Origin of the sequence: Streptomyces sp. NPDC101234, assembly GCF_044767525.1 — a bacterium.
Lineage (GTDB): Bacteria > Actinomycetota > Actinomycetes > Streptomycetales > Streptomycetaceae > Streptomyces > Streptomyces sasae.
Map to the genome: position 1 here is coordinate 130,130 of NZ_JBIWOA010000011.1, position 20,523 is coordinate 150,652.

Genomic DNA, 20,523 nt, shown 5'->3' on the forward strand with positions numbered 1-20,523 from the left:
CGTCAGGGCTCCTGCGGTGCCGTCCGGTGGACGCTGCGTACGGCGGCCACGTCGGCCGGGACCGCCGGTGCCGGGATGTGGGCGCTGAGGTCGGCCAGGCGGCGCTTGACGCTGGTGGCGATGCCGGTGCCGAGGCGGTAGCGGGTGGCGGTTGCGGCGTCGACCGCGTGGTCGAGGAGGCGGTGGGCCTCGCGGCTGCGCATGCCGGTGTGGGTCAGGACGAGATGAGCGAGGCGGTGTTCGGCGTCGGCGAGGGCCCGGCCGATGGCGTCGGCCGCGGCCAGGTCCACCCGGTTGTCGGGCGCCGCGAGTACGGCCGCCGCGCGGACCCGCCCGAGGTCGAGCAGGGTGACGCCCGCCGAGGCCGCCGCTGTCACCAGGCGGGCGGCGGCCGACGGCCCGATGCCGTTGCTGGCGACGGACAGCCGGGTGAGGTGCCCGTACGGCGCCCGGTCCAGCGCGTCGGCCAGCAACAGCGCGCCCTCGTCACCCAACCGCGCGGCGGACACGTACAGTTCGTCGACCGCTCCCTGGGCGACCACGGCCGCCAGCGCCCGCGCACCGGCCTCGCCCAGCGGGTTGCCGCCGGCGAAGAGCCGCTCGATGCGGCGCCCGTTGCCGGCCGCCGCCAGCAGTGCGTCGGCCAGGACCGCCGCTCCGGCCGGGTCCAGCCCGGTCTGGACGAGGTCGAGGGTGCGCAGGGAGCGGGCGGATTCGATCAGTTCGGCGGCCGCCCGGCCGCCCCCGCTGCCCAGCGGGTTGCGCTTGAGCCAGACGCCGGTGACGACCTGCGGTGAGGCGCGCAGCTGGTCGGCGATCCGGCAGGCACCGCCCGCCGTGATGCCGTTGCAGCCGAGGTAGAGCGTCTCCACCTCGGCGCCGGAACCGGCCACGGCTTCGGCGCCGTCGTCGCCCAGCGCGTCCGTGCCGAGCAGCAGGTGCCGTACCGGAGAAGGGCCCTGGCCCAGGGCCTCGGCGATCAGGGCGGCGCCCGCCGCGCCGACGCCCTGCTTGCACAGGTCGAGGCGGCCGTCGGGCAGGGCGGTGCCGGCGGTGAAGTCCAGCCGCTCCCCGGCCGGGCGTCCGGCCCGCAACCAGTCCAGCAGCAGGGCGAGTTCGGCGGCCGGGCGCGGAGCGATGTGCGGTACCCCGGCGAAGGTCTGCTGCTGTGGGTCCGCGCTCACCACGCCGCCTCCCGGTAGTCCTTCAGGAACACCCCGGACACCGGGTCGCCCGCCTCGCCGCGCACGATCGGGTCGTAGACGCGGGCCGCCCCGTCGACGATGTCCAGGGGTGTACGGAAGCCGGCACCGGCCATCCGGGCCTTCTTCGGGGCCGGGTTCTCGTCGGTGATCCAGCCGGTGTCGACGGCGCACATGTGGACGCCCTGCCCGGCGAGTTCGGCCGCGCTGGTGCGGGTGAGCATGTTGAGGGCGGCCTTGGCCATGTTGGTGTGCGGATGTCCTGCCATCTTGTTGCGGACGGCGAACCGGCCCTCGACCGCGGTCACGTTGACGACATAGCGGCGGGGGTGCGGGGAGGCGAGCAGCAGCGGCAGCAGCCGGTCGCACAGCAGGGCCGGGGCGAGGGCGTTGACGAGCTGGGTCTCCAGGACCTCGGCGGGGTCGAGCTCGCCGAGCCGGGCCGACCAGGAGTTCTCGGGCGAGGGATCGGGCAGCAGCCCGGCCTCGTCGGCCTCCCGCAGCGCGACGGGCAGGGACGCGGCTCCGCTCTCCAGCATCCGCATCGGCGTGAATCCGGGGGCCTGCCGGGCGCCCGGGGGCAGTGCGTCGCGTTCACCGGAGGCCAGCAGGGCGTAGGACTCGGGCGGCCTGCGTACGGTCTGGGCCGCGTTGTTGACGAGGATGTCCAGCGGCTCGCCCTCCTGCCGCAACTCCTCGCAGAGTCCCAGCACTTGGCGCGGGTCGCGCAGGTCGACGGCGAGGACGGTGAGGCGGTCCAGCCACTTGGCGCTGCCCGGCGCGGCCTCGAAGCGGCGCCGGGTGTCGTGCGGGAAACGCGAGGTGAGCAGGACTTCGGCGCCGTCGCGCAGCATCATCAGCGCCAGCTGGAAGCCGATCTTCACCCTGCCGCCGGTGAGCAGCACACGGCGGCCGCCGAGGTCGGCGCTCAGGGCACGGCGGGTGGTGTTGTCGGCGGCACAGCCGGGGCAGAGTCGGTGGTAGAAGGTGTCGACCTGCCGATAGGGCGACTTGCAGACGTAGCAGGTGCGCGGCTTGTGGAAGACGCCCCCGGCGCCGGGCACGGCAAGCGGCGCGTCCTCGCGGCGGTCCAGGGCGCCGGTCGCGGTCGCGGCCATCGCGGCGGCGTCGGCCGTCGACACCTCGCTGTTCCGCGTCCTGCGCCGGCGCAGCCGTCCGTCGCGGGCGAAGGAGGCGGCGACCTGCTCGGCGCGCAGCCGCACCGGGTCGTCGACGGGCAGCGCCCGCAGCTTCCCCACGACCTCATGGAAGGCGGCCAGTTCCGCCTCGGTGATCGCCTCGCTCATCCGTCCCGCCCCGTGTCCGCCGTACCGCGGTCCCGGCCGGATTCGAACCGGCGTATCCACCTTGAGAGGGTGGCGAGTCTGCCTCTGCTCTACGGAACCTCGTCACGCGGTCCGGACGACCGGATTCGAACCGGTGTGTCCGTCTTGCCAAGCGGTGCGCCTGCCTCTGCGCTACGTCCGGCCGCGTGACGGGATCGTATCCGGGCGACGGCGTACCGTCGTACACGATTTCCGGGGCGGATGTGGTTCAGCGGGACGCGCGCCGAAGGTCGAGGCGCTCCTTCTCGGACAGGCCGCCCCAGACGCCGAAGCGTTCGTCGTTGTCCATCGCGTACTCCAGGCAGGCCGAACGCATCTCGCACATACCGCAGATGCGCTTCGCCTCGCGTACCGAGCTGCCGGGCTCGGGAAAGAAGAAGTCCGCCCCGGTCTGCGCGCACAGCGCCTGCGCCTGCCAGGCCGGGACGGGCGTACGGGGCGGGGTGATGGTGTCGAAGTGCATGGCCAGGATCGTGCCGTGCGGCGAAAAACGTTCGCTCAACGCCCGCTCAACGCGGCGGCGGCACACCACGGCAGTCTCGATGATGCGCGTCCGCGCCCCGCCTGCGCACGGCGGCGCGCGCAACGGAATCAGAACACGGCGGGTGCGTCCAGTAACCCACGGTAACCGGGGTGGGTGCGCGTGGTACGGCAGCGATTGTCGGCGGGCGGTGGAAGACTCGGCGGAGCAGAGAACGCGACCCCCTTCCGAGGAGGGCGAAGATGCTCACCACCCGTTTCGTCAACGGCGCACCCAACTGGATCGACCTCGGCACCCCCGAGATCGACGGCGCCATCTCCTTCTACAACGGTCTCTTCGGCTGGCAGTTCCAGTCGGCGGGGCCCGACGCCGGCGGTTACGGATTCTTCCAACTGGACGGCAAAACCGTCGCCGGTGGTATGCAGACCACCCCCGAGCAGGGTCCGCCGTCCTGGAGCGTGTACTTCCGGAGCGAGGACGCGCAGGCCACCGCCAAGCTCGCCGAGCAGGCGCACGGCAGCGTCCTGGCCCAGCCGATGGACGTGATGGGCCAGGGCCGTCTGGCGATCCTCGCCGACCAGGCGGGCGTGCCGTTCGGTATCTGGCAGCCCGCGCTGACCAAGGGCGTCGACGTGGCGGGCGATCCGGGTTCGCTGTGCTGGGTCGAGCTGTACACCCCGGACATCGCGTTGGCCGCCGCTTTCTACCACAAGGTGCTCGGCCTGGAGACCTCCGGAGTCCCCTTCCCCGGTGGCACCTACACCTGTGTCAACCCGGCGGACGGCGGCGACGAGTCGATGTTCGGCGGGATGGTCCCGCTGGCCGAGGACCCGGCCGAGGCCCAGGCCGGTGCGTACTGGCTGCCGTACTTCGAGGTCGAGGACCCGGACGCGGTGGTCGAGAAGGCCCAGCAGACGGGCGGCAGGGTGCGGATGCCGGCCACGACGCTGGAAGGCGTGGGCCGCATGGCCAAGCTGGCCGACCCGTACGGCGCCCGCTTCGCGGTGATCAGGGGCGAGCCGCAGCAGAGTTGAGCCGGGCAGGGGTCAGGCGGAAGCGCGTCGTACCAATGTCGTGGGCAGGATGACACTGGACGGCGCGCCCGTCGCCGGCTTGTCGCGGGTCAGGGCGCGCAGCAGCAGCCGTGCCATCAACCGGCCCATCTCCTCTATGTCCTGACGGACCGTCGTCAGTGACGGCCCGGTCTGCTCGGTGACCGGCAGCACGTCGTCGAAGCCGATCACGGCCACGTCCTCGGGCACCCGGCGGCCGTGCTCGCGCAGGACGCGCAGGGCGCCGAGCGCGGTGAGGTCGTTGGCGGCGAAGACGGCGTCCACGTCCGGGCAGCGGTCGAGGAGTTCGCTCATCGCGCGTTCGCCGCCGCCCAGGGTGAAGTCGCTCAGGACGACCAGGCGCGGATCGGGCTCCCCCATGACGTCCCGGTAGCCCTGGAGGCGGTCGGCCGCCGACGTCTGGTCGAGGGGTCCGGTGATGTGCGCGATCCGCCTCCGGCCGAGGCCCACGAGATGCCGTACGGCGTCCTGGGCGCCGCCCCGGTTGTCGCAGTCGACGTAGACGGCGCTGTTCGAGCCGTCGCTCCAGCCGGGCCGTCCGCCGAACACGGTGGGGACTCCGGCGCCCTCGATCAGACCGGGCAGCGGGTCGTCGAGGTGGAGGGAGAAGACGAGCGCCCCGTCGACATGGCCGCCGGCGAGATAGCGGGCCACCCGCGCATGGTCGTCCCGCCCCTCGGTGAGCAGCAGTACGAGTTGGTTGTCTTGGGCGGTCAACTCCTTGCTGATTCCACGTAGTTGGAGGGCGAAGAAGGGGTCGGTGAAGATCCGGGTCTCAGGTTCGGCGATGACCACGGCGACGGCGTCGTGCCGTTTGGTCACCAGGCTGCGGGCCGCCTGGTTGGGGACGTAGCCGAGTTCCTCGACGGCCTGCCGGACCCGCTCGACGAGGGGTTCGCGCACCCCGTCCCCGCCGTTGACCACCCGTGACACGGTGGCCCGGGACACCCCGGCGCGTGCGGCCACGGCCTCCAGCGTGGGGCGCGACACTGCCTCGGACACTTCGGCCCTCCTCATCGGCGGCTGGCGATCAGGATAGCTCCGGTCGAACGGGGCGACGGGAGCGCTCACGCGGGTCCGGGGCCGCGGACCGCGGAGCCATGGTCCGCTCACCCGCCCTGCGGTGAAGTCCCGCCGTCAGGCGGACTGTTCGGGCTTGGCCCGGCTGGGCTGGACGCGTTTCGGCTCGCCCGGCATCTTGGGGTACTCGGGCGGATACGGCAGGTCCCCGAGACCGTGTTCCTGCTCGTCACGGCGGGCGAGTTCCAGGAGCGCGTCGAGGGAGTGGGCGTGGTCGTCCATGTCGGCGTGCACATCGCCGACTTCGGCGAACCGGGTAGGCATCGTGACCAGGTCGAAGTCCTCCGGCCGCACGTCGTCGACCTCCTCCCAGCGCAGCGGCGCGGAGACGGGGGCGTGCGGGCGGGGCCGCAGGGAGTAGGCGGAGGCGATGGTGCGGTCGCGCGCCGTCTGGTTGTAGTCGACGAAGATGCGCTCACCGCGTTCCTCCTTCCACCACTTGATCGTCACCCGGTCGGGCATCCGCCGCTCCAGTTCGCGGCCCACGGCGATCGCGGCGCGCCTGACCTGGGTGAAGGTCCAGCGGGGTTCGATGGGGACGAAGACATGCAGGCCGCGGCCGCCGGAGGTCTTGGGCCAGCCGCGCAGCCCGCCGAACTCGTCGAGGACGGCGCGCAGTTCGTGGGCGGCACGGACGGCGTCGCCGAAGTCGGTGCCGGGTTGCGGATCGAGGTCGATGCGGAGTTCGTCGGGCCGGTCCACGTCGTCGCGGCGTACCGGCCAGGGGTGGAAGGTGAGAGTGCCGTACTGGGCGGCCCACACCACCGCGGCCTCCTCGGTGGGGCACATCTCGTCGGCGGTGCGGCCGCTGGGGAAGGTGATGTGGGCGGTCGGGATCCAGTCGGGCATGCCCTTGGGGGCGCGCTTCTGGTAGAACCACTCGCCGTCGACGCCGTCCGGGTAGCGCTGGAGGGTGGTGGGCCGGTCGCGCAGGGCGCGCAGGATGCCGGGGGCGACGGCCGCGTAGTAGCGGGCGACGTCCAGCTTGGTGAAACCGCGCTCCGGGAAGAAGACCTTGTCGGGGCTGGACAGCCGTACGGTGCGGCCGGCCACCTCCAGTTCCACCGCGTTGCCCATGCGGCCACGGTAGGCGCACCGCCCCCACCCCGCATATCGGCCTGCGGCCGCCGCTTCTCAGGTCCGGGGCACGGCCCAGGTGACGGCGGGCCGGCGTTCGACGTCGTAGACGATCCGGTCGGGACGGCTCCCCCTGGCCAGACCGAACGTGAGCTTCCCGCGCAGGCAGTCGCCCGGTCCCACGGCCGCGCCCGAGACGGGATAGGCCGGGCCTGGTACGCCGTATCCGCTGAGCGCCAGCGGCTTGACGCGAGTGCCGTCCGCGAGGCGGAGCGTCCAGGGGGACTGGGCGACGATGACGTTGGTGCTGTCGGCGTCGGCGCACGTCCTGACCTCCAGTACGGCCCACTCGGGGTGGGGGAAGTCGGCGAGGCCGTCGGGGAGGTGCACGCCCTTCACGGGCTGGGTGTAGGTGAGGGCCGTGGTCGTGGCGGCGATGTGGCTGCCGTCGCCGTCGATGTCCTTCCAGTGCCGGCCGGACCCGAGCGTGAGCGCCTTGGCGGCGGTCGTGGGCGCGGGCGTGGAACCGGACACCTTGCCGTCGACGGCACCGCCGCCGGTGCAGGCCGTGGCGCCGGCCAGCAGCAGGGCAGCGGCGACGGTCGTGCGGATGCGCATGGATGTTCCCCCGTGGTGCGTTCGTGGTCGAGGAGCATCATCCGCGCCGGGCGGGCGCTGTGCGGTCCCTGTGTCCAGGTTGTGATCATCAGGCGTCCCCGGGAGGGCGGCTCCCGCGACGGGCGGGCGCCCGGGACCGCTCGTAGAGTCGGACGCATGGATCTGCCGGTGATGCCGCCCGTGAAGCCGATGCTCGCCAAGTCGGTGGCGAGCATCCCGCCGGACATGCAGTACGAGGCGAAGTGGGACGGCTTCCGTGCGATCGTGTTCCGGGACGGCACCGAGGTGGAGCTCGGCAGCCGCACCGGGAAGCCGCTGACCAGGTACTTTCCCGAGCTGGTGGCGGCCCTGAAGGAGCGGGTGCCCGAGCGGTGCGTGCTGGACGGGGAGATCGTCATCGCCCGGGAGGGCCGGCTGGACTTCGACGCGCTGACCGAGCGGATCCATCCGGCGGACTCCCGGGTGCGCACGCTGGCCGAGCGGACCCCTGCTTCCTTCGTCGCCTTCGACCTGCTCGCGCTGGACGACGAGTCGCTCCTCGACGTCCCGCTCACCGACCGCCGCGCCCTGCTCACCAGGGCCCTGACCGGAGTGACCCCACCCGTGCACCTGGCACCCGCGACCACCGATGTCGAGGTGGCCCGGCAGTGGTTCGAGGAGTACGAGGGGGCGGGCCTCGACGGGGTCATCGCCAAGCCGCTCACCCTGCGCTATCGCCAGGACGAGCGCGCCATGTTCAAGGTCAAGCACGAGCGGACGGCCGATGTCGTGGTGGCGGGCTACCGCTTCCACAAGAGCGGCCCGGTGGTCGGCTCACTGCTGCTGGGCCTGTACGACGACCGGGGCGCCCTCCAGCACGTCGGCGTGTCGGCCGCGTTCCCGATGAAGCGGCGGGCCGAGCTGATCGAGGAACTGGAGCCGCTGCGCATGGCCGACGTCTCCGGGCATCCCTGGGCGGCCTGGACGGAGGAGACCGCCCATGAGTCGGCCCGGCTCCCCGGGGCGCCGAGCCGCTGGTCGGGCAAGAAGGACCTGTCCTGGGTGCCGCTGCGGCCGGAGCGGGTGGCCGAGGTGGCCTACGACCACATGGAGAACGGGGCGCGGTTCCGGCACACGGCCCGCTTCCGCCGCTGGCGCCCGGACCGCACACCGGAGAGCTGCACCTACGCGCAACTGGAGGAACCGGTGCGCTACGACCTCACGCGGATCCTGGGGTCGTAGCCCTCCGCGCCTGCGGTCGTGGCCGCTCCCCGCCCGGAGCCCTGGCCCCTCCCGATGGCCGCCGATGCACGGGCAGGTGCGGGTCGTGGTCGCGCAGGCCTGGACCCGGCTAGGCCTGCGCGAGCGGGGCCTGCGGGACGAGGGGTTCCGTCGGATTGCGCAGCCCCTCCGCCGCGTCCGACACCCGGCGGATCAGCTCGAAGAACTGGGCCTGTTCCCCGGCCGAGAGCGGGGCCAGGAAGACCTGGTTCATCCGGGCGGTCCGCACGGCGAGCTTGCGGTGGGTGCGCAGCCCGTCGTCGGTGAGGCGCAGCAGGAAGCGACGGCCGTCCTGCGGATCGCGCACCTTGTCGAGCAGCCCGCGCCTGCCGAGCCGGCTGATCACCTCGGCGATGGTCGACCGGTCCAGCCCCACCCGCTCCCCCACCGTGCGCTGGTCCAGCCCCGGCTCGGCGACGAGCGCGTTCAGGACGGCGAACTGCGGCGAGGTGATCTCCTCCGAGACCATCGTGTTCCACAGCAGGTAGTGGGCCTGCTGAAGCCTCCGGGCCAGATGCCCGGGGTGGGTGGTGAGATCCACCGCGGCCATACGCACTCCCATGGTCCGAATTCGTTGGTGCACTGAACGATACCCGCAGACGACCAGCCTGTCTGTACACCCGTCTGCTATCGCCCCAGCTCTTGACGTGTGGCGACGCCAGTGGCAGCGTGAAGGATATCTCGCTGAAATACTCAGTGCCCTGATTAATTGGACGCCGAGAGCGTCACCCGGGCGCCAGGAAGAGATGGGGCTGCACACATGGACAAGGTGGTCGCCACGGCCGGGGAGGCGGTGGCCGATGTACCGGACGGCGCGTCGCTGGCGGTGGGTGGTTTCGGGCTGAGCGGTGTCCCGAACGTACTGATCGGGGCGTTGTACGAGCGGGGTGTCGGCGGTCTGTCGGTGGTCTCCAACAACTGCGGGGCGATGGAGACCGGCCTTGCGGTGCTGCTCGCGGCGGGCCGGATCACCCGGGTGACGGGCTCGTACATCGGGGGCAACAAGGAGTTCGCCCGCCAGTACCTGGGGGGCGAGCTGGAGCTGGAGCTGATCCCGCAGGGAACGCTGGCGGAGCGGCTGCGGGCCGGGGGTGCGGGGATCCCGGCGTTCTACACCCCGGCCGGGGTGGGCACGCAGGTCGCCGAGGGCGGGCTGCCGTGGCGTTACGACGGCCAGGGCGGGGTCGCGCTGGCGTCGCCCGCGAAGGAGGTGCGGGAGTTCGACGGCACCGAGTACGTCCTTGAGCACGGCATCCGCACCGACTTCGCGCTGGTGCGCGCGGCCCGGGGCGACCGGCACGGGAACCTGGTGTTCAACAAGTCCACCCGCAACTTCAACCCGCTCGCGGCGATGGCCGGCAAGATCACGATCGCCGAGGTCGAGAAACTGGTGGAACCTGGAGAGATCGACCCGGACGCGGTGCACCTGCCGGGCATCTTCGTGCAGCGGGTGGTCGCGCTGACCCCGGAGCAGGCGGCGGACAAGGAGATCGAGCAGCGGACGGTGAGCAGCTGATGGCCTGGACGCGCCGGCAGATGGCCGCACGGGCGGCCCGCGAACTTCAGGACGGGCAGTACGTCAACCTCGGGATCGGGCTGCCGACCCTGATCCCGAACTACCTGCCGGAGGGGGTGGAGGTGATCCTGGAGTCGGAGAACGGCATCCTGGGCACCGGCCCCTATCCCACCGAGGACGCCGTCGACCCGGATCTGATCAACGCCGGCAAGGAGACCGTCACGGTCCTGCCGGGCGCCTCGTTCTTCGACTCGGCGCTGTCGTTCTCGATGATCCGCGGCGGGCACATCGACGTCGCCGTCCTCGGGGCGATGCAGGTCTCCGCGGGCGGTGACCTGGCGAACTGGGCGATTCCCGGGAAGCTGGTCACAGGGATCGGCGGGGCGATGGACCTCGTCCACGGCGCCCGCACCGTCATCGTGGTGATGACGCACACCGCGAAGGACGGCGCGCCGAAGATCCTTGAGCAGTGCGCGCTGCCGCTGACCGGCAAGGCCTGCGTCGACCGGATCATCACCGACCTCGGCGTGATCGACGTGACCGACGACGGCCTGGTGCTGGTCGAGACCGCGCCCGGGGTCGGTGTGGAGGAGATCGTCGCCAAGACCGACGCGAAGCTCGCTGTCCCGGAGGATCTGCTGTGAACACGGTGTACATCGTCGACGCGGTACGCACGCCGATCGGCCGTTACAACGGCGGTCTCGCTCCAGTGCGCCCGGACGACCTGGCCGCCCACGCCATCCGCGAACTCCTCGCCCGTATCCCCGAGTTGGACCCGGCCCGGATCGAGGACGTCTACTTCGGCAACGCCAACGGCGCCGGCGAGGAGAACCGCAACGTCGGCCGGATGGCCGCGCTGCTGGCGGGCCTGCCGACCTCCGTGCCGGGCGTCACGGTCAACCGGCTGTGCGCCTCCGGCCTTGAGGCGGTCATCCAGGCGGCCCGAGCGATCGCCGTCGGGGACGCCTCCATCGCCGTGGCCGGCGGCGTGGAGTCGATGACCCGGGCGCCGTATGTCCTGCCCAAGAGCGACCGGCCGTTCCCCGCCGGCAATGCCGAGCTGTACTCGACCACGCTGGGCTGGCGGATGGTCAACCCGAGGATGGACCCGCAGTGGACCATCCCGCTGGGCGAGTCGGCGGAACGCATCGCCGACAAGCACAAGATCAGCCGCGAGCAGCAGGACGAGTTCGCCCTCGCCTCCCATCAGAAGGCTGCGGCCGCGCAGGATCAGGGCCTCTTCGACGCCGAGTTGGCGCCGGTGTCGATTCCGCAGCGCAAGGGTGAGGCGGTCGTCTTCGCCGCGGACGAGTGCGTACGGCCGGACGCCTCCCTCGCCGCGATGGCCAGGCTGAAGCCGTCCTTCCGTGCGGAGAGCGGCACGGTGACCGCAGGCAACGCCTCGCCGCTCAACGACGGCGCGGCAGCTCTGCTGCTCACCGACGAGGAGGGGCTGCGTTCGCTCGGGCGGGAACCGCTGGCACGGGTCTCCGCGACCGGCGTGCACGCGCTGGACCCCGACTACTTCGGACTCGCGCCCGTAGAAGCCGTCAACCGTGCGCTGGCCAAAGCGGGCAAGACCTTCGGCGACCTCGACGTCCTGGAACTCAACGAGGCGTTCGCGGCGCAGGTGCTCGGATGCGTCGCCGAGTGGCCCGAGTTCGACCCGGCGATTCTCAACCCGCAGGGTGGGGCCATCGCGTTGGGGCATCCGCTGGGTGCGTCAGGGGCGCGGCTGGCGGGGACGGTGGCGCATCAGCTGGCGCGGCGTGGAAGCGGTACCGGTGTGGCCACGCTGTGCATCGGCGTCGGGCAAGGGCTCGCGCTTGTTCTTGAACGGTAGACGGCCGGTTCAGCACCTGCGGGTGTGCGTTGTGGCTGGTCGCGCCCACGCGGCGGAGCCGCATATCGATCCAGCCCCGCGCCCCTGAAAGCAGTGGCGCTTCACCTAGGACTTCTTATGACACTCACCCAGGCCGACATCGACCTCGAGATCGCCGCCGAGCACGCAGCCTATGAAAAGCGTGTCGCCGAAGGTGCCCCCGTCGAGAACCATCCCCGAAGGGACTACGCGCCCTACCGTTCCTCGCTCCTGCGGCACCCGAAACAACCCCTGGTCGCCATCGACACCAGCAAGGACCCCGAGCTGGTGGAGCTGCACTCGCCCGCCTTCGGGGAGCGGGACATCACCGGGATAGACAACGATCTGACCCGGCAGCACAACGGTGAACCGATCGGTGAGCGGATCACCGTCTCCGGGCGGCTTCTCGACCGGGACGGCCGGCCGGTCCGGGGTCAGCTCGTCGAGATCTGGCAGGCCAACTCGGCCGGCCGCTACGCCCACCAGCGTGAGCAGCACGACGCCCCGCTGGACCCGAACTTCACGGGTGTGGGCCGTACGATCACCGACGCCGACGGCGGCTACCGGTTCACCACCATCCAGCCGGGCCCCTACCCCTGGCGCAACCACCTCAACGCCTGGCGTCCGGCCCACATCCACTTCTCGATGTTCGGTTCGGCGTTCACACAGCGGCTGGTGACGCAGATGTACTTCCCGAGCGACCCGCTGTTCCCGTACGACCCGATCATCCAGTCGGTGACGGACGACGCGGCCCGGCAGCGGCTGGTCGCGACCTACGACCACAGCCTGTCCGTGCCCGAGTTCTCGATGGGCTACCACTGGGACATCGTGCTGGACGGCCCGCACGCCACCTGGCTCGAAGAAGGACGCTGACCTGCCATGACGAAGATCGACACGAGCAGCCCGGAGAGCGTGCTGCCCACCCCGTCGCACACGGTCGGTCCCTTCTACGGGTACGCGCTGCCGTTCCGCGGCGGCGAGGAGATCGCGCCCCTCGGGCACCCGGACACGGTCACGGTCCACGGGTACATCCTGGACGGCGAGGGCAACCCGCTGCCCGACGCGTTCGTGGAGCTGTGGGGCGCGGATCCCGACGGGAACGTGTCCACGACCGACGGTTCGATCCGGCGCGACCCGGCGACCGGCGACTACCTGGGCCGCAACGGCGTGGAGTTCACCGGCTGGGGCCGGATCCAGACGGACACCGACGGACACTGGTACGCGCGGACGCTGCGGCCCGGCGCCCGCGGCGGCAGCGCGCCGTATCTCAGTGTGTGTGTGTTCGCGCGCGGCCTGCTGGTGCACCTGTTCACCCGGATCTATCTGCCGGGCGACGACGCGGCGCTCGCCGCCGACCCGCTGCTCACCCGGGTGGGCGAGCGACGCGACACGCTGATCGCCGCCGACGAGGGCCGGGGGACCTACCGTTTCGACATCCGCCTTCAGGGCGAAGGCGAAACGGTCTTCCTGGAGTTCCAGTGACAGCAGTGGAGTATGGCGGTGAGGCCGGACTGCTCGCCCCCGGGTGGTCCGGTTCCCCCGCCGCGTCCGCGACGAGCGACGGCGCCTATCTGCGGGCGCTGCTCGACGCGGAGGCGGCCCTCACCCGCGCCCAGGCGGCCCTCGGGCTGGTCCCCGCCGAGGCCGCGGCGGCCGTGGCCGAGGCGGTCGACCCCGGCCTCTTCGACATCGGCGCCCTCGCGGAGCGCGCCCGCGCCGGCGGCAACCCGGTCATCCCGCTGGTCGCCGATCTGACGAAGGCGGTCGGCGCGGAGTACGGGCCGTACGTCCACCGGGGTGCGACCAGCCAGGACATCATGGACACGGCGACGATGCTGGTCGCCGCCCGCGCCCTGGACCTCGTGCTCGCCGACCTCGGGCGTACCGAGCGGGCGCTGGCCCGGCTGGCCGCCGAGCACCGCGACACGCCGATGCCCGGACGCACGCTCACCCAGCACGCCGTACCGACCACGTTCGGGCTGAAGGCGGCCGGCTGGCGTTCACTGGTCCTGGACGCCCGGGACCGCACGGCCCGGGTGCGCGAGTCGCTGCCCGTGCAACTCGCGGGCGCGGCAGGAACGCTGGCGGCCTTCGGGGCGTACGGCGCCACGGACCCCGCCGCGCTGCCCGTGGCCTACGCCCGCGAACTCGCCCTCGCCGCCCCGCTCCTGCCCTGGCACACCCTGCGCACGCCGATCGCCGATCTCGCCGGGTGCCTCGCCTTCACGGCCGGAGCCCTTGGCAAGATCGCGGTGGATGTGCTGACCCTGTCCCGTACGGAGATCGGTGAGCTCTCCGAGGGCAGCGGGGGCGGTTCGTCGGCCATGCCGCACAAGGCGAACCCCGTGCGCTCCACGCTCGTCGCGGCCGCCGCCCGGCGGGCCCCGCAGCTGGCGGCCGTCCTGTACGGCTCGCTGGTGGCGGAGGACGAGCGGCCGGCCGGGGCCTGGCACGCCGAGTGGGAGCCGCTGCGCGACCTGCTGCGGACCGTCGGAGGCGCGGCCCGGGACACGGCTGACCTGGCGGATGGCCTCCGGGTGCACCCGGAGGCGATGCGTCACCACCTCGGCCTCACCAACGGGTTGATCGTCTCGGAGCGGCTGTCCGCCGAACTGGCTCCCGTGCTCGGCCGAGCCCGCGCGAAAGAACTGCTCACCACCCTCGCCCGCCGCACTCACGCCGAGCACCGCACCCTGCGCGAACTCCTTGCCGAGGAGCCCGAGTTGAAGGAGGCCGGCCAGGGCGTCGACCTCGACGACCTCACCGATCCCGCCCGCTACACCGGCTCCGCCGGTGTCCTCACCGACCGTGCGCTGGAGCGACGTTGACAAGTGAACTGCTCGATCACCGTGCCGAGGGTCCGACTTCCGCTCCCGCGCTGCTGCTCGGGCCCTCGCTCGGCACCTCGTACGCGCTGTGGGACGCCGTCGCACCCGAACTGTCCATCGCGCACCGGGTGGTGCGCTGGAACCTGCCGGGGCACGGCGGTGCGGCACCCGATCCGATCAAGGCGGGCGCGACCGTCGGTGACCTCGCCGACCTGGTGCTCGCGCTCGCCGACTCGCTGGGCATCGACCGGTTCGCGTACGCGGGTGTCTCACTGGGCGGGGCCGTGGGGCTGCACCTCGCCGTCCACCACCCGGACCGGCTCGACAGCCTGGCCGTGATCTGCTCCTCGGCCCACTTCAACGGCTCCAGGCCCTGGGAGGAGCGGGCCGAACGGGTACGCCGGGAGGGCGTGGAGTGGCTGGCGGAGAACGCGGGCAGCCGCTGGTTCACGCCCGGCTTCACCGTGTCCCGGCTGGTCGAGGACCAGCGGACGGCGGACCCGGAGGCGTACGCCGCCTGCTGTGACGCACTGGCCGCCTTCGACCTGCGCGACCGGCTCGGCGAGATCGCCGTACGCACCCTGCTGATCGCGGGCCGCCAGGACCCCGCGACCCCGCCCCCGCATCTGCGGGAGATCGCGGACGCGGTGCCTGCGTCCACGCTGGTCGAGCTGCCGGGTGCCTCCCATCTGGCGCCCGCGCAGTGCCCGGAAGCCGTCCTCACCGCGCTCCGCTCCCACCTGGACGGGGGCGCCAAGCGAGGCATGGCGGTCCGCCGCGAAGTGCTGGGCGACGCCCACGTCGACCGGGCGCAGGCCCGCCAGACGCCTTTCACGGCCCGCTTCCAGGACTTCATCTCGCGCTACGCCTGGGGCGAGATCTGGACCGACCCCACGCTCTCCCGCCGCGAACGCAGCATGATCACCCTCACCGCGCTGGTCGCCCACGGGCACTACGAGGAGCTGGCCATGCATGTGCGGGCGGCCCGGCGCAACGGGCTCACCCCGGAGGAGATCGGCGCGGTACTGCTGCAGACGGCCGTGTACTGCGGGGTCCCGGCGGCGAACTCGGCGTTCGCGGCGGCCCAGCGGGTGCTGGCGGAAGAGGAAGGGTGACCCCACCGGGGACAGGCACAGAGGAGGGCACTGTGCCTACGGTGGGGGCATGTCGACCATCCTGATCACCGGCGCGACCTCCGGGCTCGGCCGGTACGTCGCCTTCGAACTGGTCCGCTCCGGCCATGTCGTCCTCGCACACGGCCGCGACCCCGCCCGTACCGAACAACTGGTGGCGGAGTTGCGCACCGAGGGCGACGCGGAGGGCTTCGTCGCGGACCTGGCCTCGCTGGCGCAGGTCCGCGAGCTGGGCGCGCAGGTCGCCGAGGCCCATCCCGACTTGGACGTACTGATCAACAACGCGGGCGTCGGCGCCGGTACGCCCGGCTCGGGCCGCGAGCTGAGCTCCGACGGCCACGAACTCCGCCTGGCCGTCAACTACTTGGCGCCGGTGGCCCTGACCCGTGCCCTGCTCCCGGTACTGCGCACCAATGCCCCGGCCCGGATCGTCAACGTCGGCTCGGCGGGCCAGGAACTCCTCGACTTCGCCGACCCCGAGTTCACGCGGGGTTACCAGGGCTTCGCGGCATACTGCCGGGCGAAGTTCGCCCTGGCGGCCCACACGTTCGCTCTCGCGGAGGAGTTGGCGGGCACGGGAGTCGCGGTGAACGTCCTGCATCCCGCGACCTTCATGGACACGGCGATGGTGAGGGAGGGCGGGGTAGCACCCTGGAGCACGGTGGCGGACGGCGCCCCGGGCGTCCTGGCCCTGGCGACACAGGACCTGGGAACGGGCGGCTACTTCGACGGCACGAGCAAGGCGCGAGCGCACGAGGCGACGTACGACAAGGACGTACAGAAACGCCTGTCAGCGGTAACTGATCAACTCCTCGCTCTGTAGCGCACCTTTGGGGGCGCGGGGCTGTATCAATTTGCGGCTCCGCCGCGTGGGCGCGAGCAACCACATACAACCCGCACCCGTCAACGCAGCCCGCGCCCCGTATCCAGCACCTCCCGAGCCTGAGCAACCAACCCGTCCGCCCCACAGGACCGAGCCAACGAAAGCCCTCTGTTCAGCTCGGCCACCGACCGCGCAGCGATCCCGTACTCCACCCGAGCCGCCGCATGCTCGTACTGGCAGGGCGAGGCCTCCAGATAGGCCACCGCCTGGGAGGCCAGCCGTACCTGCCGCTGCCCGGTCTCCAGCGCGGCCGCGCACCTCAGCGCCTCACCGATGGCCGTGTCCGTCCCGAACCGCTCCGCCTGCCGCCGTGCGTCCGCGGCCAGTTGTGCGGCCCGCGCCGGGTCCTCGCCCGCGAGGGCCCGGGCGAGGTCGAGCGCCCAGGGCACGACCACGGGGTTGAAGTGACCGCGCGCGGCGGCGGCCTTCTCCGCCGCCTCCAGCTCGTTGACGGCCTCCTTCGTACGGCCGACGGCGAGCAGCAGCCGGCCGCGCACGGACCGCGGGTCGGGCATCACGATCGTGGAGGGGTACGGCGGTGCGAAGCCGTACTGTTCGGCGGTCTCCCAGGCCTGCTGGACGTGGCCGCGGGCGAGGAGCGTGTCGACGAGGTTGCAGGTGGCGGTCCAGTACAGGGGCAGCCGCCGGCCGACCCGCTCGGCGATCCGCAAGGACTCCCGCAGGGAGATCTCCGCGTCCCGCAGCCGGCCGCGCCTGCGGTGGCCGAGGCCGACGTAGGCATGGGCGAGGGCGAGGTGGCCGCCGCTCCAGCCGGCGGACTCGTAGGCGCGCAGGGCCTCGTTGTAGAGGCTCTCCGCGCGGTCGAGGCGGTCGGTGTAGACGTAGGAGTTGGCGAGCATCAGCAGGAGTTCGATGCCCCATTCGGTGTCGGTCCAGCCGAGTCCGGGCGCGAGCCGGCCGTTGACGAGGGCGCGGTCGCAGAGTTCGACGACCTCCTCGGCGCTCTCGCCCTGGATGAGGAGGTCGAAGCCGCGCAGCATGAGCAGGGCGCGCTCGGAGTTGTCCCGGCCGGTGCAGGTGCCGGCGAGCGCGGCGAGCCGTTCGGAGCGGTGCGGGGAGACGGCCTCGCCCGCGATGCCCTCCCACATGAACTGGACGGCCTGGAGCCGGAGTTTCGCGGGCCCTTCCTCGTGCCGGGCGGCCTCCGCCTCGACCGTGCGGACGGCTTCCTCCAGCTGGTCGTTGTGGAGGAGGGCCTGGGAGAGGCGGAAGACGGCGTCGACGCGTTCGGCGCCGCCGAGGCCGGGCATGCCGAGCGCGCTCTGCAGATGGTCGATGGTGACGGCGGGCTTGGTGAGCAGGGTGGCGCAGCCCAGTTCGTAGAGCACGCGCGCGTGGACGTCGGGTACGGGCGGTTCGCGCAGGGCGCGTTCGAGGCAGCGGCGGGCCGCGTCGGGGGCGCCGACGGCGAGGTGTTCCTTGGCCGCGTCGCGCAGTTGCTGGACGAGTTCCTCGTCGTCGTCCGGGTGCACCTTCAGCAGATGGCGGGAGGCCTCGGCGATGCCCCGGCCGTCGTCGATGACGATCTGCGCGGCGATGCCGTGCATGGCGGTGCACATCGCGGGCGGGATGGAGTTGTAGACGGCGGTGGCGATCAGCGGGTGGACGAATTCCAGGTCGCCGGTGTGCACCTGGGAGGCGGCCGGGGCGGGTCCGGTGAGGATACGGGCGGTGCGCAGCAGCTCGGCGCAGCGCTCGGCGTCGTCGACACTCATGGTGGCGAGCTGGGCGACGAGGTCGACGGAGATGCCGGTGCCGAGGATGGCGGCGGCCCAGGCGAACCGGGTGGCGTCGATACCGAGGCCTTCGAGGCGGGTGACGAGTCCGCCGCCGCGGGCCGACCGGTTGAGGGCGCGCAGTTCGCCGGCCCGGGCCTCGACGGGTTCGACCTCGCTGTCCTGGACCTTGGCGAGGAGTTCGACGGTCTCGTAGGGGTTGCCGCCGGTGACGGCCCAGACCTCGCGGCAGAACGGGGCGTCGGCGTGTGCGCCCAGGGTGGCGCGGGTGAGTCCGGCGGTGGCGTCCGGGGTGAGGGCGCTGAGGCTGTGGACGGGGTTGCCGGCCGCGGCGGCCACGGCGTCGAGGAAGCGGGCGCTGTCGCCGCTGACCTCGCCGGGCCGGCGGGCGACCAGGACCAGGACGGGCAGGTCGTCGAGGCGTTCGACGAAGGCGGCGAGCCAGGCGAGGGTCTCCTGGTCGGCCCAGTGCGCGTCGTCGATCAGCAGCACCAGCGGCCAGTCTCGTTTGGCGAGCCGGCGGACGGCGACGACCAGGCCGTCGCAGACGCCCTGCGGGTCGGCCTGGCGGTCTCCGGGGTCGGTGATGCCGAGGGCGGGTCCTGCGATGTCGTACCAGTCGCCGAGGTATTCGCGGGCCTCCTCGGGCAGCAGGGAGACCAGGGCGGGCTGGAGCAGCTGCCGTACCACGTTGAAGGGGACGCTGCGCAGGGTCTCGCCGCCGCGGGTGGACCAGACGGTGCAGCCGCGGCGCTCGGCGATACGGCGGGTCTCGGCCAGCAGGGCGGTCTTGCCGAGCCCGGCCTCGCCGCGCAGGACCAGCAGGTTTCCGGAGGTGGACCGGTCGGCGCAGAGGACGTCGAGCGCCTCCGTGATGGTGGCGATCTCCGCGTCGCGCTCCCAGAGGGGAGCAGAGACGCCCGCCGGGTGCTGTTCCTCCGTCATCCCGTTGCCTCCCCAAGTCGCCCGAACGACGTACAGACCTCGAGCGTAGCCGTCCTGTTGGCTGTCCGGAGGCCGGTCAGGGCACCTGTTGCCGTGACGGGTGAAAGCGGGTGCGGCGGGGCGACGCGGGACGGCCCCGACCTGCCGCTGTGGAGTGAACGGACCGTCAACGGGCAGGCAAATGAACCTGATTTTCGAAGATCGTGCGGCCACCGAGCGGAACCGGTCGTTCCGGGCGCTGGCGGCGGGATCGATCGGCAATTTCATCGAGTGGTACGAGTTCGGTGTCTACGGCTACCTGGCGACGGTCGTCGCCGAGCGGTTCTTCACCCCGGCGGGCGGGAGCGCGGCCGAGGGGCTGGTGCGCACCTACGCCTCGTTCGGGCTGGCGTTCTTCTTCCGTCCGCTGGGCGCGGCCCTGTTCGGCCGGCTGGCCGACCGGCTCGGGCGGCGGCCGGTGCTGATCCTGGTGGTCGCGCTGATGACGGCCGCCACCACGCTGATCGGCCTGCTGCCGACGTACGCGCAGGCCGGTGCGCTCGCGCCCTGGCTGCTGACGTTCCTGAGGGTGATTCAGGGACTGTCGGCGGGCGGCGAGTTCGGCGGGGCGGTGGCGATGCTGACCGAGCTCGCACCGCCGGGGCGACGGGGACTGTACGGGGCGTGGCAGTCGTTCACCGTGGCGCTGGGACTCCTGGGCGGGGCGGGCATGGCCGTGGGCCTGTCGGGCGTCATGCCCGCGGATCAGTTCGCGGACTGGGGTTGGCGGTTGCCGTTCCTGCTGGCGTTGCCCCTGGGTGCGCTGGCGCTGTGGCTGCGGGTGGGGCTGGACGAGACGCCTGAGTTCCGGGAACGGGAACGCGGTGTGCGGGCCGAGCGGGTGTCGGTGTGGGCGATCGCGCTGGCCGCCGGACGGGTGATGGGCTGGTCGGCGGCCGGGTACACCTTCCTGGTGGTGCTGCCGTCGTACCTGCAGACCTCGCTGCACACCGGTTTCCGGGAGGCGCTGCTGGCGACCGTGGTGGCGAACGTGGGTTTCGCGGCGGCGATCCTGCCGGCGGGAGTGCTGAGCGACCGGGTGGGGCGGCGGCCGGTGATGCTGACGGGTGCCGGTCTCGTGGTCGTGCTGGCCGTGCCACTGCTCAACCTCCTCCAGGACAGCGGGGTTTCGACCGGAGTGAAGGATGCGGCCCTGTTCGGGGCGGGCGCGGTGGTGGGGCTGCTGGCCGGGCCGGGGCCGGCGATGCTGGCGGAGATGTTCCCGGCGCGGGCGCGCTGCACCGGCCTCGGACTCGCCTACGCCCTGTCCAATGCCGTGTTCTCGGGCTGTGCGGGGCTCATCATCACGGAGGCGGTGAAGCGCACCGGGAATCTGGACGTTCCCGGTTACTACGCGGCGGCGACCTGCGCGGTCAGCGTGCTCGCGCTGCTCGGGCCGGCGCCGCGGTGGAAGGCGGGTTGAG

At 72.3% G+C, this 20,523-nt stretch carries 19 protein-coding genes and 2 tRNA genes; 11 read left to right on the forward strand and 10 right to left on the reverse strand.

The features are described from left to right. Nucleotides 1-2: 2 nt before the first annotated feature. From ACIRR9_RS21450 to ACIRR9_RS21470, 5 genes are all read right to left on the reverse strand, one after another. On the reverse strand, nucleotides 3-1,184 hold the full coding sequence (locus tag ACIRR9_RS21450; protein ID WP_403754023.1) for a ribonuclease inhibitor: 1,182 nt from the start codon (nucleotides 1,182-1,184) through the stop codon (nucleotides 3-5). Then, nucleotides 1,181-2,509 (reverse strand): SDR family oxidoreductase, encoded by a 1,329-nt coding sequence (locus ACIRR9_RS21455; RefSeq protein WP_403754026.1) that lies wholly within the window; start codon nucleotides 2,507-2,509, stop codon nucleotides 1,181-1,183. Before ACIRR9_RS21455 ends, ACIRR9_RS21450 begins: the two co-directional genes overlap by 4 nt. A gap of 27 nt (nucleotides 2,510-2,536) precedes the next feature. Continuing rightward, a tRNA-Glu gene (locus ACIRR9_RS21460) sits at nucleotides 2,537-2,608 on the reverse strand. Nucleotides 2,609-2,619: 11 nt separating this feature from the next. Beyond that, nucleotides 2,620-2,690, reverse strand: a tRNA-Ala gene (locus ACIRR9_RS21465). 66 nt (nucleotides 2,691-2,756) lie between these two features. Beyond that, a complete protein-coding gene (locus tag ACIRR9_RS21470; protein WP_365335541.1) occupies nucleotides 2,757-3,011 on the reverse strand; it encodes a WhiB family transcriptional regulator in 255 nt (84 codons plus the stop codon). A 260-nt stretch (nucleotides 3,012-3,271) separates the two neighbouring features. On the opposite strand from ACIRR9_RS21470, the gene ACIRR9_RS21475 reads away from it, so the two are divergent. Further along, on the forward strand, nucleotides 3,272-4,063 hold the full coding sequence (locus ACIRR9_RS21475; RefSeq protein WP_384563778.1) for a VOC family protein: 792 nt from the start codon (nucleotides 3,272-3,274) through the stop codon (nucleotides 4,061-4,063). Between the two features lie 12 nt (nucleotides 4,064-4,075). Here the strand turns inward: ACIRR9_RS21475 and ACIRR9_RS21480 are convergent, their stop codons facing one another. The 3 genes from ACIRR9_RS21480 to ACIRR9_RS21490 form a co-directional block, all read right to left on the reverse strand. Next, nucleotides 4,076-5,119, reverse strand: a complete 1,044-nt coding sequence (locus ACIRR9_RS21480; protein ID WP_403754030.1) for a LacI family DNA-binding transcriptional regulator — start codon at nucleotides 5,117-5,119, stop codon at nucleotides 4,076-4,078. A 120-nt stretch (nucleotides 5,120-5,239) separates the two neighbouring features. Further along, on the reverse strand, nucleotides 5,240-6,259 hold the full coding sequence (gene ligD / locus ACIRR9_RS21485) for a non-homologous end-joining DNA ligase (protein WP_403754033.1): 1,020 nt from the start codon (nucleotides 6,257-6,259) through the stop codon (nucleotides 5,240-5,242). A gap of 57 nt (nucleotides 6,260-6,316) precedes the next feature. Next, nucleotides 6,317-6,877 carry a hypothetical protein gene (locus ACIRR9_RS21490; protein ID WP_403754036.1) on the reverse strand — a complete coding sequence of 187 codons (561 nt, stop codon included), beginning with the start codon at nucleotides 6,875-6,877 and terminating at the stop codon, nucleotides 6,317-6,319. A 156-nt stretch (nucleotides 6,878-7,033) separates the two neighbouring features. Between ACIRR9_RS21490 and ACIRR9_RS21495 the strand changes: the two genes are divergently transcribed. Next, nucleotides 7,034-8,098 carry an ATP-dependent DNA ligase gene (locus ACIRR9_RS21495; protein WP_384563789.1) on the forward strand — a complete coding sequence of 355 codons (1,065 nt, stop codon included), beginning with the start codon at nucleotides 7,034-7,036 and terminating at the stop codon, nucleotides 8,096-8,098. A gap of 109 nt (nucleotides 8,099-8,207) precedes the next feature. Here ACIRR9_RS21495 and ACIRR9_RS21500 read toward each other — a convergent pair whose 3' ends face one another. Beyond that, a complete protein-coding gene (locus ACIRR9_RS21500; protein ID WP_365335317.1) occupies nucleotides 8,208-8,687 on the reverse strand; it encodes a MarR family transcriptional regulator in 480 nt (159 codons plus the stop codon). Nucleotides 8,688-8,897: 210 nt separating this feature from the next. Between ACIRR9_RS21500 and ACIRR9_RS21505 the strand changes: the two genes are divergently transcribed. The 8 genes from ACIRR9_RS21505 to ACIRR9_RS21540 all read left to right on the forward strand — a co-directional run bounded on the left by ACIRR9_RS21505 (nucleotide 8,898) and on the right by ACIRR9_RS21540 (nucleotide 16,298). After that, nucleotides 8,898-9,653 carry a CoA transferase subunit A gene (locus ACIRR9_RS21505; RefSeq protein ID WP_403754041.1) on the forward strand — a complete coding sequence of 252 codons (756 nt, stop codon included), beginning with the start codon at nucleotides 8,898-8,900 and terminating at the stop codon, nucleotides 9,651-9,653. Next, nucleotides 9,653-10,297, forward strand: a complete 645-nt coding sequence (locus ACIRR9_RS21510; protein ID WP_403754044.1) for a 3-oxoacid CoA-transferase subunit B — start codon at nucleotides 9,653-9,655, stop codon at nucleotides 10,295-10,297. The genes ACIRR9_RS21505 and ACIRR9_RS21510 overlap by 1 nt, the downstream gene beginning before the upstream one ends. Beyond that, entirely contained in the window at nucleotides 10,294-11,496 is a 1,203-nt protein-coding gene (locus tag ACIRR9_RS21515) for a thiolase family protein (protein WP_403754047.1), read from the forward strand. Before ACIRR9_RS21510 ends, ACIRR9_RS21515 begins: the two co-directional genes overlap by 4 nt. A 117-nt stretch (nucleotides 11,497-11,613) precedes the next feature. Next, nucleotides 11,614-12,387, forward strand: a complete 774-nt coding sequence (gene pcaH, locus ACIRR9_RS21520; protein ID WP_403754050.1) for a protocatechuate 3,4-dioxygenase subunit beta — start codon at nucleotides 11,614-11,616, stop codon at nucleotides 12,385-12,387. A 6-nt stretch (nucleotides 12,388-12,393) separates the two neighbouring features. After that, entirely contained in the window at nucleotides 12,394-12,996 is a 603-nt protein-coding gene (gene pcaG, locus ACIRR9_RS21525) for a protocatechuate 3,4-dioxygenase subunit alpha (protein WP_365335307.1), read from the forward strand. Then, the gene (pcaB, locus tag ACIRR9_RS21530; RefSeq protein ID WP_403754053.1) at nucleotides 12,993-14,342 is read left to right on the forward strand and encodes a 3-carboxy-cis,cis-muconate cycloisomerase; all 1,350 of its coding nucleotides are present in this window, start codon (nucleotides 12,993-12,995) and stop codon (nucleotides 14,340-14,342) included. Before pcaG ends, pcaB begins: the two co-directional genes overlap by 4 nt. After that, nucleotides 14,339-15,457 (forward strand): 3-oxoadipate enol-lactonase, encoded by a 1,119-nt coding sequence (gene pcaD, locus ACIRR9_RS21535; RefSeq protein WP_403754056.1) that lies wholly within the window; start codon nucleotides 14,339-14,341, stop codon nucleotides 15,455-15,457. The genes pcaB and pcaD overlap by 4 nt, the downstream gene beginning before the upstream one ends. A 49-nt stretch (nucleotides 15,458-15,506) precedes the next feature. Beyond that, nucleotides 15,507-16,298 (forward strand): SDR family NAD(P)-dependent oxidoreductase, encoded by a 792-nt coding sequence (locus ACIRR9_RS21540; protein ID WP_403754059.1) that lies wholly within the window; start codon nucleotides 15,507-15,509, stop codon nucleotides 16,296-16,298. 80 nt (nucleotides 16,299-16,378) lie between these two features. Here ACIRR9_RS21540 and ACIRR9_RS21545 read toward each other — a convergent pair whose 3' ends face one another. Continuing rightward, nucleotides 16,379-19,060 (reverse strand): ATP-binding protein, encoded by a 2,682-nt coding sequence (locus ACIRR9_RS21545; protein WP_403754062.1) that lies wholly within the window; start codon nucleotides 19,058-19,060, stop codon nucleotides 16,379-16,381. A 181-nt stretch (nucleotides 19,061-19,241) separates the two neighbouring features. On the opposite strand from ACIRR9_RS21545, the gene ACIRR9_RS21550 reads away from it, so the two are divergent. Then, nucleotides 19,242-20,522, forward strand: a complete 1,281-nt coding sequence (locus ACIRR9_RS21550) for an MFS transporter (protein ID WP_403754065.1) — start codon at nucleotides 19,242-19,244, stop codon at nucleotides 20,520-20,522. Nucleotide 20,523: the final 1 nt, after the last annotated feature.